At 69.3% G+C, this 14,295-nt stretch carries 12 protein-coding genes and 1 tRNA gene; 8 read left to right on the top strand and 5 right to left on the bottom strand.

Going from position 1 to position 14,295, the window contains the following annotated elements; translation table 11 throughout:
• Positions 1 to 70 precede the first annotated feature (70 nt).
• The 3 genes from KF709_02240 to KF709_02230 all read left to right on the top strand — a co-directional run bounded on the left by KF709_02240 (position 71) and on the right by KF709_02230 (position 2,721).
• Positions 71 to 144: transfer RNA gene (locus KF709_02240), tRNA-Ile, on the top strand.
• A 143-nt stretch (positions 145 to 287) separates the two neighbouring features.
• A complete protein-coding gene (locus KF709_02235) occupies positions 288 to 1,118 on the top strand; it encodes a sterol desaturase family protein (GenBank protein MBX3173199.1) in 831 nt (276 codons plus the stop codon).
• A gap of 46 nt (positions 1,119 to 1,164) precedes the next feature.
• Positions 1,165 to 2,721, top strand: coding sequence for a hypothetical protein (locus KF709_02230; protein MBX3173198.1), 1,557 nt, complete (start codon positions 1,165 to 1,167; stop codon positions 2,719 to 2,721).
• On the opposite strand, the gene KF709_02225 is transcribed toward KF709_02230, so the two are convergent.
• Positions 2,672 to 3,421, bottom strand: a complete 750-nt coding sequence (locus tag KF709_02225; GenBank protein MBX3173197.1) for a TonB family protein — start codon at positions 3,419 to 3,421, stop codon at positions 2,672 to 2,674. The two genes, KF709_02230 and KF709_02225, sit on opposite strands and share 50 nt — an antisense overlap.
• 15 nt (positions 3,422 to 3,436) lie before the next feature.
• Positions 3,437 to 4,132, bottom strand: a complete 696-nt coding sequence (locus tag KF709_02220) for a class I SAM-dependent methyltransferase (protein MBX3173196.1) — start codon at positions 4,130 to 4,132, stop codon at positions 3,437 to 3,439.
• An 87-nt stretch (positions 4,133 to 4,219) separates the two neighbouring features.
• Here KF709_02220 and KF709_02215 point away from each other — a divergent pair, with 87 nt between their 5' ends.
• Genes KF709_02215 through KF709_02205 form a run of 3 tightly spaced genes read left to right on the top strand, consistent with a single transcriptional unit; the run spans position 4,220 to position 7,026 of the window.
• Positions 4,220 to 5,539, top strand: coding sequence for a YfcC family protein (locus tag KF709_02215; GenBank protein MBX3173195.1), 1,320 nt, complete (start codon positions 4,220 to 4,222; stop codon positions 5,537 to 5,539).
• A 45-nt stretch (positions 5,540 to 5,584) separates the two neighbouring features.
• The gene (locus KF709_02210) at positions 5,585 to 6,760 is read left to right on the top strand and encodes an NTP transferase domain-containing protein (protein ID MBX3173194.1); all 1,176 of its coding nucleotides are present in this window, start codon (positions 5,585 to 5,587) and stop codon (positions 6,758 to 6,760) included.
• Positions 6,757 to 7,026, top strand: a complete 270-nt coding sequence (locus KF709_02205; protein ID MBX3173193.1) for a hypothetical protein — start codon at positions 6,757 to 6,759, stop codon at positions 7,024 to 7,026. Before KF709_02210 ends, KF709_02205 begins: the two co-directional genes overlap by 4 nt.
• 39 nt (positions 7,027 to 7,065) lie before the next feature.
• On the opposite strand, the gene KF709_02200 is transcribed toward KF709_02205, so the two are convergent.
• Positions 7,066 to 7,638, bottom strand: coding sequence for a hypothetical protein (locus tag KF709_02200; protein ID MBX3173192.1), 573 nt, complete (start codon positions 7,636 to 7,638; stop codon positions 7,066 to 7,068).
• 178 nt (positions 7,639 to 7,816) lie between these two features.
• Here KF709_02200 and KF709_02195 point away from each other — a divergent pair, with 178 nt between their 5' ends.
• Positions 7,817 to 10,264, top strand: a complete 2,448-nt coding sequence (locus KF709_02195; protein MBX3173191.1) for an Ig-like domain-containing protein — start codon at positions 7,817 to 7,819, stop codon at positions 10,262 to 10,264.
• A gap of 4 nt (positions 10,265 to 10,268) precedes the next feature.
• Here the strand turns inward: KF709_02195 and KF709_02190 are convergent, their stop codons facing one another.
• Both KF709_02190 and KF709_02185 read right to left on the bottom strand, forming a co-directional pair.
• Positions 10,269 to 12,821, bottom strand: a complete 2,553-nt coding sequence (locus KF709_02190; GenBank protein ID MBX3173190.1) for an ABC transporter permease — start codon at positions 12,819 to 12,821, stop codon at positions 10,269 to 10,271.
• Complete coding sequence (locus KF709_02185; protein ID MBX3173189.1) at positions 12,818 to 13,618, bottom strand: ABC transporter ATP-binding protein; 801 nt, start codon at positions 13,616 to 13,618, stop codon at positions 12,818 to 12,820. The genes KF709_02190 and KF709_02185 overlap by 4 nt, the downstream gene beginning before the upstream one ends.
• Between KF709_02185 and KF709_02180 the strand changes: the two genes are divergently transcribed.
• Positions 13,584 to 14,291 carry an arylesterase gene (locus tag KF709_02180; GenBank protein MBX3173188.1) on the top strand — a complete coding sequence of 236 codons (708 nt, stop codon included), beginning with the start codon at positions 13,584 to 13,586 and terminating at the stop codon, positions 14,289 to 14,291. The genes KF709_02185 and KF709_02180 overlap by 35 nt on opposite strands.
• Positions 14,292 to 14,295 lie beyond the last annotated feature (4 nt).

Raw genomic sequence — 14,295 nt, 5'->3', positions numbered from 1 at the left:
CCAACATCGGCAAGTCGGAGCCGTCCCGGTTGACCGGGACCCCCAAACCCGATTTATTTCAAGGCTCGCCGGGCCTGTAGCTCAGGTGGTTAGAGCGCACGCCTGATAAGCGTGAGGTCGGAGGTTCAACTCCTCCCAGGCCCACTCCCGGAATCTCTCGACGCCCCGCCGACATCCTCGGCGGGGCGTCGTCGTTTCCCTCGCGGCCGGCAGGCACCGCGGCCACCCGACCGGTTGCCGCCCGAGCGTTCCGCCCAGTACCCTTGGAGGTCCCGCGCCCAGGCCCCGTGACCGCCATCGCCGACTACTTCGCCACGATCCCGTCCTCGCACCGCGCGCTGATCCTCGCGGGCGGCATCGCCTTCTTCTGGATCTGGGAGAGCGCCCTGCCGCTCTTTCGTTTCGAGTACCGGAAGTGGTCGCACGCGCTGGTGAACTTCTTCTTCACCGCCACGACAATCGTCGTGAACTTCGCGCTGGCCTTCCTGCTGCTGAAGGCCTCGGAGTGGACCATCGCCCACGAGTTTGGCCTGCTGTTCTGGCTGCCCGCGATGCCGCTGTTGCTGCAGGCAACGATCGGCTTGCTGGTGCTCGACCTCGTCTCGGCCTGGTTGGCGCACTACGTGTCGCACCACACGCCGCCACTGTGGAAGCTGCACCTCATCCACCACAGCGACGTGCACGTGGACACCACCTCGGCGAATCGCCACCACCCCGGGGAAAGCGTTGTGCGCTTCGCCTTCACCGCGCTGGCTGTCGTGATCGTCGGCGCGCCGCTGTGGATGGTGTTCCTCTACCAGGCGATGAGTGTGGTGCTCAGCCAATTCAACCACGCCAACATCACGCTGCCGCCGGTGGTGGACCGTGCGCTCTCGTGGGTGATCGTCTCGCCGGGCATGCACAAGGTGCACCATCACTTCGAGCTGCCGTACACGGACTCGAACTTTGGCAACATCTTCTCGATCTGGGACCGCCTCTTCGGCACGTTCCAGTCGCGGCCTGAGCGCGACATCGTCTACGGCATTGACACGCATATGGATCCGGCGGAGCACAGCACGGTGGCTGCGCTGCTGACGATGCCGTTCCGGCCGAAGCCCGCCGAGCGCCGGAAGCGCTGAGCCGTAATCGGTGACGCCACCGCCGCGTCGGCGGGTACGGCTCTCGATGCCCCGCGCAACTCGTCTCACGGTCTTCGCGCTCCTTGTGGGCGCCGTCGCCACCGGCGCATTGGCCTGCCGCGATGCCGGCCTCGCGCCCCGCGCGGATGGCGTTCGCTACTGCGGATCACGCCCCATCACGCTCGAGGTCGGGCAGGCGGCGCAACCGTCCAGCGAGACCCAGACGCGCTGTGAGTTCGCCGCGGTCGCTGGGGCGGAGTATGTGGTGGCTTGGCTCGACGTGCGTTCGATCGAGGGCGCGCGCAGTGGGGCGGAGCCGAGCTTTGAGCCGTATCCACTGGGCATCTCCATCGCACCGGAGGCGGACCCCTTCGGGCCGGACGCAGTGGCGGATGCGCAGCTTCGGGCCGGGACCGAGTCGCGACACGCGCAGGACGTGATGCGCCCCGCGCAGGCCGGCGACGGCGTTCTGAACGCCCGCCCGCGCTACCGCGCGACGCCCTGGACACTCGACGAGGAGTTCCTGCTCGAGGACGACGCCAGCGGACTGGCGCGGCCCGCACGCATCGTGCGGCTCTACGACGGTTACGCCGCGGTGGCGCGCTGGACGGACGCTACGGAGGACGACGACGCCTTCCTCGCGCAGCTCGACACGGCCTACGCCCTCGTGGCCTCCGCGATGCCGGCCCTCTGGCAGGCGACCTTCGTGGACGCGCCGCTGCGCTCGAGCCAGGCCGGCCAGTATCTCATCGTCCTGCAACGCGAGACGCCGGTGCAGTTCCGTGGACTCAGCGACATTGGTGGCGACACCGTGTTCTCGTGGATGGAGCTGTACCCCTTCGTTGAGACGAGCGCGCTGCGCCTGGCCGGCATCCTGGCGCACGAGATGACGCACCACCACCAGCGGCAGTACATGCACGCCACGCGGCAGTCGCCGGAGCTGCCGTCGGTGGCTGGCGCCAGCTTCTGGGCGGTCGAAGGCGGCGCGAACCTGATGTCCTACGAGTTCGTCCGTCGGCGGGCGGGCGTTGCCCTCGACGCCAACCACCAGTGGCGCGGTCCGGCCGCGACGCCAGAGATGTCGTCGTTCCAACTGCGCGCGCAGCCGGCCAGCGGGACGCTGACGGCCGGCTTCGACAACGCGATGGGCTTCCTGCGCGATCTCATCCTGCGGCGAATGGGTAGTGGCGAGACTGTGGATGACGCGCTGCGGGCGGTGTCGCGCGGCGCCATCGAAGGCTGGTTCGGGCGCGACGGCATCTCGCAGCGGCGTGGCCTCAGCGCGCGCATGCAGGACGTGTTCGGGGCGCGATGGAACCCGGCGGATGCGGTGCTCGACTGGACCTTCTCACACGCCGGCGACGACCTGACGCCGAACCCGCGCTACCAGGACCGCGCCTCGCTGCGCGTGTGGGACCTCAGCGGACGCAGCTACGGCTGGTTCCCGGACGCCGTGCTCTCACCGTCGAATCAGTCCTACTTCCTCTTCAAGGAACACGGCAGCCCGGGCTGGTATCGCGTCGTGGGCGCCGATGCCGGCTTCACCGCGCAAGTTAGGGCCTACGAGGTCCCTGTGCGGTGGCGGGTACTCCGGATTCGCTGACCTTCGGCGGCGTCGGCTGGATCTGGAACGCGAACAGCTGTTCCGCGAGCTGGCGCACCGGCCGGTCGCCCAGGCGGGCGGGGGTGAAGCGCATGCCGGGCATCGCCGCCTTCACGGCGGCGGCGAACTCCGGATGCGTGGTCTGGAGCACGCGCACCGACGAGAGGTCGACCCGACCCATCGAATCCACCACGAAGCGCATCGCCGCGTAGCCCTCAATGCCGGCCTGCATCAACTCGCGCGGATAGGCCGGCGCAGCGCTCGAAGGATCGCGCTCGGCCGCCGATTCCACCTCGACGCTTGAGAACGCGTTCTCGTACGGATCGTCCGTCGGGACCGCGATCTGCTCGGGGGCGTCATCGGAACTGGCGCTGGCCACGGCGCTCTCGCCTGGGCCGGAACCGCGTACCCGCGCCCCAAGGCCATCGGTGGCGTCCGTGGGATCCGCGGTACCTTCCGCACCACCACCGGACTCAAACGTGATCTGCACTTGGCTGGCCGCCGAGTTCACGTCGGGCGGGGCGATGTAGAGCAGCCCCTGGGGTGTCTCCTCCCAGGTCTCGGCCGCGAGGTTGTCGCGCTGGGCGCGATCGTAGACAAACCCCACCACCAGTGCCGCGTGCACCAGGAGGCTCGTCAGCGTGCCGGGCGCCATCGAGAGCCGTCCGGCCGTCTTTGCCTTCGTGAGGTAGTCGAACATCGATGCTCCTTGCGCCTAGGCCAGGAGACGCCCTATCCCACGATAGAACGCCCACACGCGGCGGTGCAAGTCCAACGGGAGTTTCTGCTCCAGCTCACACCCGTGGCTGCCCAGCCATACCCCGCCAGCCACGCGATTGCCACGAAATGCCCGTCGATCCTGAAAAAGCGCTTGTTGCTTAAACCCCTGTGTGGCGCCGAGATACGCGCTGCGATTGGCATCGTGCAGCACGAGAACGCCCTCCGGACTTAGCAGCGACTTGGCGACCTCGATACAGGCGGCGCGGGCACGGCCATCAACCAGGATGAAGTCGTACGGCGCGCCCTCTTTTGCGGCCGCGAGGTAGCTCGCGAAGCTCGTGGCATCGCCGTCCCCCGTGAACTTGGGAACGTCCGGTGGGACGAATCGCACGGTCACCCCCGGGCGCCGCAACTGCCCGGCGAGGTTGGCCGCCCAGTCCTTGTCGTGCTCCACGCAGGTCCAGGTGGCGTCCGAAGGCAGTAGGTCAGGGAAGTTCAGCGTCGAGTAGCCGCCGCCCCACTCGAGGCAGCGTTTCGGCTGCAGGATGGTCAGGATGTCGAGGATGAGATCCTCCTCGTAGGGGCGCATCCAAGCCCCCGCACGCGGCAGGCCGAGTCGCTTCCGGAGCCGGGTGCGGTTGCGGCGCCAGAGTTGCGAGGCAACGGCGCCGGAGAGTGACGAGTGAGGCATCACGCCAAAACTATAGTGCCGTGGGGCCGGCCGGCGATCGGCTGCTGTGCTTGTCCGTTTCAGGGATGGGATGTACCGTTTCGCCGCGTGAAGCTCCGCCTGCCGCATCCCATGGTCCTCTTGCTGAGCGGCGTCGCGGTGGCGGCAGCGCTCACCTGGATCCTTCCCGCCGGTAGCTACCAGCGCGTCCACGACGCGGCGTCCGGCCTCAACCTGGTCGTGCCCGGCACCTTCGCCGCCGTGCCTTCCGCACCGGTCGGGCTGCTCGCCGCGCTGGTGGCCGTGCCGCGTGGCATCATCGCCGGTGCGGACGTCATCATCACCATTCTCTTCGTCGGCGGGGCGTATGCGCTGCTCGACGCGACCGGCGCGCTGCGCCGCGTCGTCGGCAGCCTCGTCGGCCGCACGCGCTACCCGCGCCTCGTCGTCGTGGCCGTGAGCCTGGTCTTCGCGACCTTCGGGGCGTTGGAGAACATGCACGAGGAGATCATCGCGATGGTCCCCGTGCTCGTGGTGCTGTCCCGAGGGCTCGGCTTCGGGGCCATCACGGCGCTGTCGATGAGCGTCGGCGCCGCCTGCGTCGGTGCGGCGTTCGGGCCCACGAATCCCTTCGCGGCGGGAATTGCCCTGCGCTACGCCGAACTCGGTCCGATGAGTGGCGTTGGCGTTCGGTTGGCCCTCTTGGTGCTCGCCAGCGCCCTGTGGATCGGCTGGACCCTACTCTCGCTCAAGCGGGACGACGTGCGCCCGGACCTCGCGGTGTTCACGGAGGAGCCTCCGAGTGCACGCGACCTGCTGGCCCTGTCGTTCGTGACGCTGCCGATCTTCTTCTATGTGTGGGGCGTGCTTCGACACGATTGGGGCATCAACGTGCTCTCGGCGCTGTTCCTTGTGGCCGGCTTTGCTGTCGGGCTCGTGCAGCGCCGGGGACTGGACGACACGACGCGCGGCTTTCTCGCCGGGATGGACTCGATGCTTTCGGCGGCGCTGTTCGTGGGCGTGGCGCGCGCGATCAGCGTGGTGCTCGAGGACGGTCGCGTGCTGGATACCATCGTCTATGGCCTTGTGTCGCCGCTGCAGCAGGTGCCGGCGGTGGCCGCCGCGGTGCTGATGGTGCCCGTGCAGGCGCTGCTGCACATCCCGGTGCCTTCGAACAGCGGGCAGGCCGTGTTGACGATGCCCATCATGGCGCCGATGGCGGACCTCCTCGGCTTCAGCCGCGACGCGGCCGTGATGGCCTACCAGGCAGGCGCCGCGACGACGGACGCGGTCAACCCGACCAACGGCGCGTTGTTGGCGATGCTGCTCAAGGCCGGCGTCCCCTACGGGCGCTGGCTGCGCTTTGCCGTGCCAGGGATGCTGCTGCTGTTTGCTGTCGGCGTCCTGGGCATCGTGCTCCTGCGCTAGGGCGCCCGTGGCAGGCGGCAGTGGTGCCGCCTAGTTTGCCATCCAATGACGTTTCGCGATCCGTTCCCGTCCAGCGAGCCGCCCTCCGTCTCAGGGGCCGGCACCCTGCCCGAGGAGCAGCCCATCGTCGCCGGCGAGCCGGAAACGGATGTGGCGCTCTGGGCAGTGGTCTTCGCGGGCGGCATCGGGTCGCGCTTCTGGCCGCTGTCCACGCCTGCACGACCGAAGCCGCTGCTCGCCCTGGTCTCCGAACAGACGTTGATCGAGGAAACCGTCGGCCGATTGCAGCCGACGATCCCGCCGGAGCGCGTGCTGATCCTGACCAGTCGCGACATTGCGCCGGCCATCCGTTCCGTCACGAAGGACGTGCCCGACGAGAACGTGTTGGTGGAACCGCGGCCGATCGGCACGGCGGCGGCGCTGGCCTGGGGCGCACAGGAGTTGGCGCGCCGCGCCGGTCCCAGCGCGATGTGCGTCGCCATCCACGCGGACCTCGCGGTCGATTTCCCCGAGGAGTTCCGGCGCACGCTGCGTCGTGCGGCGGGCTTCGCGGCCCGCGAACGGGCGCTGGTCTCGGTGGGCGTCCTGCCCTCGCGGCCAGAGACGGGTTTCGGGTACGTGCTACCCGGCCCGGCGCTTGATGCCGACCAGCCGCTCTCGCGCGGTGGCGTGGCCACGACGCGCGGCTACGTCGAGAAGCCCAGCGAGGCCGTGGCCGAGACGATGATGGAGGACGGCGCACGCTGGCACAGCGGCATCCTGGTCGGTGCCGCCGAGACGATCCTCAAGGAACTGCGTGCCGTCACGCCCGAGGTGCGCGATGGCCTCGACGCGCTCGCGGCCGGCAACATCCCCGGCTACATCGGGATGGTGCGGGCGACGTCGCTGGAGCGCGGCCTGCTCGAGCGCACGCAACGCCTGCTGGTGCTGCAGGGCGAGTTCGGCTGGGATGACGTCGGCACCTGGGCGTCGCTGCGGCGGGCCCGTGACCTCGACGACGACGGCAACGGCGCGATCGGTCAGGTGCACTTCGTGGAAGCCGAGTGCAACGTGGTGCACGCCGAGCGCGGCACGGTCGTTGTGTATGGGCTCTCGCGGATGCTGGTCGTCTCGCTCGACGGGCTCACCTTCGTGACCTCGCTGGACCGCGCCACCGACCTGCGGCCGTTGCTCGACGCGCTGCCGGGATCGATGCGCATCAACCCCACCAATTCCGTATGAAGCGAAGCACGATCATCACCCTGGCGCTGGTGTTTGGGTTTGCCGCGTTGCTGCTCTATTCGACGCTGTCCGCGCAGCGCGTGGAGTGCGAGGCCTGCGTCACCTTCAATGGGCGCACGAACTGCGCGACGGCCTCCGGTGCCGACGAGCGACAGGCCTTGGAGACGGCAGTGAACACCGCCTGTGGGACGATCGCGCAGGGGATGGACGAGACGATCCGCTGCGCCGGGATGCCGCCCGAGCGCCCGCGCTGCGTCACGCGCTAGGCATAGTCAATTCGGGCTGGCTGCTTCAGGCGCGCCGTTTCAGAGCGGCGTGTTTGGCTCGAAATCGCGCGGCGCTGGCTCCGTCTTCATCCACCACAGCAGGCGCAGGGCCAGCAGCGTCGAGGCCAGCGTGACCAGCCAGCCGACGAATCGCGTGAAGCTGGCAAGCCGCAGGTCGTAGCGCAGCCAGCCCGCGTGGCGCAGCAGGTACGCCCAGTCGTGGCCCGAGGCATCGGGAGAGAAGCTCACGAGGTCCAGCTCGCGGGCGCGGGCGTCGGCGATGTACCAGGAGAGGTCGCCCAGCGAGGCGGCGAGGAAGAGTCCGCAGATCGCCACGCCAAACCAGTCGCGGCTACGCGATACGGCGGCGGCCGCGCCGATGGGAATCAGCAGCTGCGTGATGCTGCCGCCGGCAATCGTCCACCATTCGCCGAAAAATGCGAACAACAGGTGGCCGAACTCGTGCGCACCGAAGGTGATGCCCGAGAAAATGTTGGTTCGCCCGTCGAAGTCGCGCAGGGGGCGGGTGGCCTGCACCAGCAGGAGCAGGAGCAACGGCAGCCGCCACTGCCACCATCGGCCGGCGGCCCAGGTCCGCATCGCATCGCGCATTCGGGGAAGGTACGGGTACTCCCGCTCGCCCGCGATTCCCGGCAACGGTATAGTTAGAAAGACGATGCGCCCCACCGCAGTACGTCCATCTCGATGGAGAGGCTGGCTTGGCCTCTCCGTCGCGAGTTGCCTCGGGTTCCTCGCGTGTGATACGCCCACGCCGCCCGTGGAGGGGGAAGTGCGGCACGTCGCGGTGGTCGTGCCCTCGCAGGTGCTGCGGCCGGGCCGCTCGATGATGGCGCTCGCGGCCGTGCTCGATATCAAAGGCACGGTGCTGGACGTTCCCGTCGCGTGGAGCACGAGCACCCCGGACTTGCTGACGGTTTCGGAGGCCGGCGAGGTGGTCGCGCTGCGGCCAGGACGCGGCATCCTGCGCGCGGTGGCCGGCAGCGTCCTCGGGCAGATCGAACTGCGGCTGGAGAATCCACCGGCGGCTGGGATAGAGCTTGATGCCGATACGCTGCGGCTGGCACTGCCGGGTGCGCCTACCCCGGTGCCCGCTCGCGCACTCGACGCGGACGGCGAGGTCCTGGTCGGTGCGCCGATTGCCTGGAGCGTCGACGCGACGCGGATCGCGACGGTGGATGCCGAGGGCCGGGTTACGCCCAAGGCGGCCGGCAAGGCGAGGGTCATCGCGACCGTGGATGGCGTCGTCGCAGCGCGACCGCTGCGCGTGGATGTCGGTGTGACCGCGACATCGCCCATCATTGATTCGGTGCGCGGCGCGACCATCGAGCCCGGGCTGCCCTTCACGCTGTACGGCTCACGTTTCGCGCCCACGGTGGGCGGCAACGAGATCCTGGTCGATGGCTTGCCGGCCACGGTGACCGCGGCCAGCGCGACGCAGGTGACGGCGTTGCTGCCGGCGACGACACGGTACTGCATCGCCAGCGGACCGATGCAGGTGCAGTTGCGCACGCCGGGCGGCGTGGGAGCGGCGGCGGCGCGCATGCGCGTCGCGCCGCAGCGGTCGCTGGTCCCGGGCGCGGCACTCGTGCTGACGACGCCGCAGGAGGCGAGCTGCCTTGAGTTGGTGGACGGCGCGGGGCGGTACTTGATCACGGTGCAGCACGCGGCGCGCGCGCTCGGGGCCGGCGCAGTAGGTCTCTCCTTGGTTGGCAAGGGCGGGGAGGGGCATACGGCGCCGACGCTTCGCGCTGCAGGCCAGACTTGGCGCGCCGCACTCGGCCGCGCGTCTGGCGTTCCGGCATTGCCCTCGCGTCGTGCAGCAGCAGCTTCGGCGCACCTGGCGCTGCTCGAGTCTTCGCGGGCCGCGGCGGCCGTCGGCGTTGCGATCCCACGTGAGGCGCGGGCGCCGTCACTCCAGTTGCCGGCCGTGAACAGTGTGGTGCCGGTCCGCGTGCCGAATCTCGAGGCACCAACGCCCTGCAGCGGCTATGCCTCCATCGGCGCGCGCCTCGTCTGGGAGGGCTCGCGCATTGCGATCCTCGAGGACACCGCGACGCTGAGCGGCGGTGCTCCGACGCTCGCCGGCCGGATGGATGCCGAACTCGTCACGCTGGCCCAGGCCGCGGATGCGGTGCTGTTCCCCATCGCCCAGCGCTTCGGCGATCCCTTGGTGATGGATTCCCGCCTCGACGCCAATGGCAAGATCGTCATTGTGGTCACCCCACGGATGAACCAGATGCGCAGCGGCGCCGTGCTCGGCGCCGTCGTCACCTGCGACTTCTTCTCGCGCTCGCAGTTCCAGGCCAGCAACCAAGGCGAGATGGTGTACCTGCAGGCACCGACCTCCGACGCTGCAGGGATGGACGTGGGCACCAAGGCCCGCTGGAGCTGGGAGATGCCAGGCACGCTGGCGCACGAGCTCAAGCACATCACGTCGTACGCCGAGCGCATCGTGCGCGGCCAGCCGCTGGAGGAACCGTGGCTGGAAGAGGCGTTGGCCCGCCACGCCGAGGAGTTGTACGCGCGGTTCCGGGTCCCCGTCGGACCCGACGCGGGCTACGACGTTCTGGCGTGTGAACTCGGAGCGCTCGCGCTCGATCCCGGCTGTGTGGGGTCGCCGCGCATCATGCTGCCGCACTTCGAAGGGTTGTGGGACCTGTTGGTCGATCCCGCGGCGGGATCGCCTCTGGGTCCGCGAGACGGCGGCGATGTCTCCTTCTACGGCAGTGCCTGGTCGTTGCTGCGATGGGCGATGGACCACGCCACGCTCGATGAAGCGACCTTCGTGCGCGACCTCGTGCGCAGCGGGCAGACGGGACTGGCGAACCTCGAGGCCCGCGCCGGCCGCGGTTGGGACGAGATGCTCGGACGTTGGTCACTGGCGATGGCCAGCGAGCTGCGCGGCGGCGCGGTGCCGGGGGACGCCACGCTGCGGCTCCCCTCGTGGAACCTCTCGGCTGTGTTCGACGGTCTCTGTGCGGCCAGCGGGCACTGCGCCGACTTGCCGACGCGATTCGGCCGACCCTCCCCGTTGCAGCCAACTCCGATTGCGCCGGCGGAGTTCACGCTCACTGCGCCCGCCGTGGTCCCCGGAGGATTTCTCGTCATCGAGCTGCAACCGCTGGTGTCCGGCAACACGCGGCTGATCGAGCTGCGCGGTCCAGGTGGGGCGAGCCTGCCGGCCACGGCGCGGCTCGCCATCCTGCGCATCGAGTAGCGGCCTAGCCCTCGCGCAGCGCGGCCATCGGCGTCTCGCGAAACACATCGCGGCCCGTCAGCAGGCCAATCGTCACCGCGAGCGTTGTCATCGCCGCGGCGATGCCCAACGCCGGCCACGGCGCCATCGCGAACGTGCCCTCGAACACGAACGTGACCAGGGCCCAGGCCCCACCAACGGCCAAGGCCATTCCCGTGAGTGAGCCGAGGAGCCCGAGCACCGCGTACTCCGCCAGCAGGATGCGCCCGATCTGCGTGCGCGTGGCGCCGAGCGTCTTGAGCAACACGCCCTCGCGCAGTCGGTCGCGACGCGTGGCGGCCACGGCGCTGAACAGCACCGGGATGCCCATCGCCAGCGAGAACAGGGCGAGGAAGCGCACGGTCAGCGTCACCTTGTCCACGATGCCATCGATCGTGCGCCGCACCAGCGTCAGGTCGATGCTCGACACGTTCGGGAAGCGGCGCACGGACTCGCGCTGCAGGCGACCGACGGTGGTGTCGGACTCCACCGAGGCGATGGTGACGAACTGCTTCGGCGCGCCCTGGATGGCGCTGGGCGAGAACACAGCGAAGAAGTTCGGTTCGAAGCGGCCCCAGTCCACCTCGCGGATGCTCGTCAGCAACACGCGCACGGTCACGCCCTGCACGTCCCAGGCGAGCGTGTCGCCGATCGCCACCTTGAGTTCATCGGCGATGTCACGTTCGAGCGAGACCTCGTGCACACCTGGCGGCAGCGCACGCGCGCCGAACCACTCGCCCTCGAGCAGCGTTTCCGTCGGCACGATGCTATCGCGATACGTGGAGCGGTACTCGCGGCGGATGGCCCAGCTGCGGGCGTTCATCGCCACGGAGGCGGCCCACGCGGTGGCATCGCGCCCGTTCGCGCCGGCGAATCGCATCGTCACGATCGGCGTTTCCGACACGATCTCCTGCTGCGACTCGCGGAGCAGGGCCGAGAGATCAGCGACCTGGTCCTCCTGCACATCGAAGAACACGAGGTTGCCGCGCGAGGCGGCGGCCGTGAGATCAAACGCCTTCAACAGGTTGGCCTGCACCAGGATGATCGTCGTGACGAGGAAGCTGCCGAAGCCCAGCGCCAACACCACCGCCTGCGTCTGCGAGTGCGGCCGGTGCAGGTTGGCGATGCCTTGGCGGAACACGTAGGGCCAGGAGCCCGAGACGAGGCGCCGCGTCAAGCGCGTCAGCAACGAGGCGCTGACCCAGAGCAGGGCAATGCTCGCCACGATGCCGATGAAATACATCATCCCCTGGAACGAGTCCTCGGCGCGGTCGATGGCCAGTGCGAGGACGCTGAGGATCAGCGCGAGATTCGTGAGCTGCGTGAGCGTGTCGCGGCGGCTCTCGGCGGAGAGCGCGGCATCGTCGCGGCGGATGGCCTGCAGCGGCGAGACACGGCGCAGCACGAGCAGCGGCCGTAGCGCGAACACCACGGCGACCCACACGCCGATGCCGAGCCCCAGCAGCACCGCGTTCGGCACCACGCTCACGCGCACGTCCACGGGCAGGAAGTCGCCCAGCATCTGTGGGAGTGCGAACTGGATGCCCACGCCGAGCGCCACGCCCACGGCGGCGCCGACAAAGCCCATCGCCGCGGCCTGCACGAGGTAGATGGTCATCACCTGGGCGCTGGAGGCACCAAGGCAGCGTAGTACGGCGACCGTGTCGATCTTCTTCTGCACGAAGGCGTTCACGCCCGACGCGACACCGATGCCACCGAGCAGCAGCGCGATCAACCCGACCACGCTGAGGAAGCGGGCGAGCTGTGCGATGGCGTCCGTCAGATCGCTCTCGTTCTCCTGCACCGTCCGGATGCGCACGTTGGCCGCCTGCAGCCGCGGACGCAGCGGTGCCACCCACAGCGGCGGACGCGCGTCCTCCGGGAGGCGCAGCACGGTCTCGTACTCCGCGCGGCTTCCCAGTGTGAGCAGGCCCGTCTCGCCGACGAACCGCTCGGGAATGAACACGCGTGGCCCGATCGTCGCGGCGATGCCTGGATCACCCGGGATGTTCGTCGCCGCCGCGATGATCTCAAAACGCGCGAAGCCGATGCTCATCGTGTCGCCGACCTCGGCGTCGAGGCCGATGAGCAGGGAGGGATCGACCACGGCGTAGCGACCCTGCTGCAGGCGCGACCAGGCGCCCTCGGGTGCCGTGAGCACCTCTCCATAGAACGGGAAGCCGTCGCCCACCGCGCGGATCTGCGCCAGGCGCGTCATGCCGGAGGGGTACGCCGTGCCCATCGACGCGAAGCTCGTCACCTTCGCCGACGGGACGCCGACGCCGCGCAGCGAATCGAGCAGTGTGTCCAGCGGCGGCGTCCAGCCCTGGCGTGCGCGCAGGTTGATGTCGCCGCCCAGCAGGGCGCGCGACTGCTCCTTGATGCTCGACTGCACGTTTGCGGCGAACGAGTCGATGGCCACGAGCGCGGCCACGCCGAGCGAGATGCTGCTCATGTAGAGCAGCAGGCGACGACGCGCGGTACGGCTCTCGCGCCAGGCGAGGCGGAAGAGCGTGCCGATGCTGGCGCGCTGGCTCACGCCTGCGCCTCGGACGATGCGCCGGTCGGCGTCGCGGCAGTTTCCGTCACCGCGCCGCCGCGCCCCTCCCGGTCCTCCACCACCTCGCCATCCCGCAGCCGGATCACGCGCTGCGCGTGCTCGGCCAGCGAGAGGTCGTGCGTGACGATCACGACCGTGGCACCCGACTCACGATTGAGCTGGTCCAGAAGCGCCACGATGCGCTGGCCGGTGGCGCCGTCGAGATTGCCCGTGGGTTCGTCGGCGAAGAGGATGCGCGGCTCGTTGGCGAAGGCGCGGGCGATCGCCACGCGCTGCTGCTCGCCGCCGGAGAGCTGGCTGGGAAAATGGTCGCGGCGATCGCCCAGTCCCACGCGGGTCAGCAGCTCCGTGGCCTTCTCCGCGGCATCCGCGCGTCCCCGTAGCTCGAGCGGAACCTGGACGTTCTCCTGCGCCGTCAGCGTGGGGATGAGTTGAAACGACTGGAAGATGAACCCAACTTTCTCCCCTCGTAGCTTCGCCCGGGCGTCTTCATCCAATCTCGTGATGTCGGCACCCGCCAGTTCGACCGATCCGCGGGACGGCAGGTCCAGTCCCGCCAACAGTCCGAGCAGCGTTGTCTTGCCGCTGCCAGAGGGACCGACGATGGCGACGAAGGCGCCGCTGGGAATGTCGAAGGACACGTCACGCAACACGGCCAGGGAGGACGTGCCACTGCGGTATTCCTTGGTAAGTCCGCGGGCAGCGAGCATGGGGCAGCGAATGGGGTCGAGGACGTCGGCGATGGCGTGGGGCGCGCTCGTCGGCGCGCTGGCCATCGGCGCCTGCGGCGGCTCCGACACCAAGCCGGCCGCGACGGCGCAGGTTCCGGTGGAATCAACAACGGCGACGCCCGCCGAGGCAACCGTTGCACCGCGGGTGCGAGTCCTGTTTGTGGGGACCAGTCTCACCGCGGGGCTGGGCCTGGATCCCGATTCGTCGTATCCCGCCGTCCTCCAGCGCATGGCCGACGCCAACAACCTGCGCGTGACCGTCGTGAACGCCGGTCTTTCGGGCGAGACCTCGGCCGGCGCGCTCCGTCGCATCGAGTGGCTGCTGCAGGAGCGCTCGGACGCCGTGGTGATCGAGACGGGCGCGAACGACGGACTGCGCGGGCTCAACCCGGACAGCACGAAGGCGAACATCGAGTCGATCATCCGAGCCGTGCGCGCGGCGAATCCCGACGCGCGTATTCTGCTGGCGCAGATGGAGGCGCCACCGAATCTGGGGCAACGCTACACGCGCGCCTTTCACGACGTGTTCCTCAACGTCGCGCGCGACGAGGGCGTGACGCTGATTCCGTTTTTTCTTGATGGCATCGCCGGCGTGCCAGCCATGAACCAGTCGGATGGCATCCACCCCACCGAGGAAGGCGCGCGCCTCGCGGCGCGCAACATGTGGAGAACGCTCGCGCCGGTGCTGCGCGAGATCCCTGGTGCACTCGCCCTCTGAGATC

It is taken from the genome of Gemmatimonadaceae bacterium (genome assembly GCA_019637445.1).
Classification (GTDB): Bacteria; Gemmatimonadota; Gemmatimonadetes; order Gemmatimonadales; family Gemmatimonadaceae; genus Pseudogemmatithrix.
Note: the sequence above shows the minus strand (reverse complement) of the source record. Positions and strands in the feature narration are given on the sequence as shown.

Coding starts and splice junctions, on each gene's coding strand:
- KF709_02180 (MBX3173188.1), top strand. CDS start 13,584: ATGGCGTGGGGCGCGCTCGTCGGCGCGCTGGCCATCGGCGCCTGCGGC.
- KF709_02225 (MBX3173197.1), bottom strand. CDS start 3,421: ATGTTCGACTACCTCACGAAGGCAAAGACGGCCGGACGGCTCTCGATG.
- KF709_02220 (MBX3173196.1), bottom strand. CDS start 4,132: ATGCCTCACTCGTCACTCTCCGGCGCCGTTGCCTCGCAACTCTGGCGC.
- KF709_02205 (MBX3173193.1), top strand. CDS start 6,757: ATGAAGCGAAGCACGATCATCACCCTGGCGCTGGTGTTTGGGTTTGCC.
- KF709_02200 (MBX3173192.1), bottom strand. CDS start 7,638: ATGCGCGATGCGATGCGGACCTGGGCCGCCGGCCGATGGTGGCAGTGG.
- KF709_02230 (MBX3173198.1), top strand. CDS start 1,165: ATGCCCCGCGCAACTCGTCTCACGGTCTTCGCGCTCCTTGTGGGCGCC.
- KF709_02185 (MBX3173189.1), bottom strand. CDS start 13,618: ATGGCCAGCGCGCCGACGAGCGCGCCCCACGCCATCGCCGACGTCCTC.
- KF709_02210 (MBX3173194.1), top strand. CDS start 5,585: ATGACGTTTCGCGATCCGTTCCCGTCCAGCGAGCCGCCCTCCGTCTCA.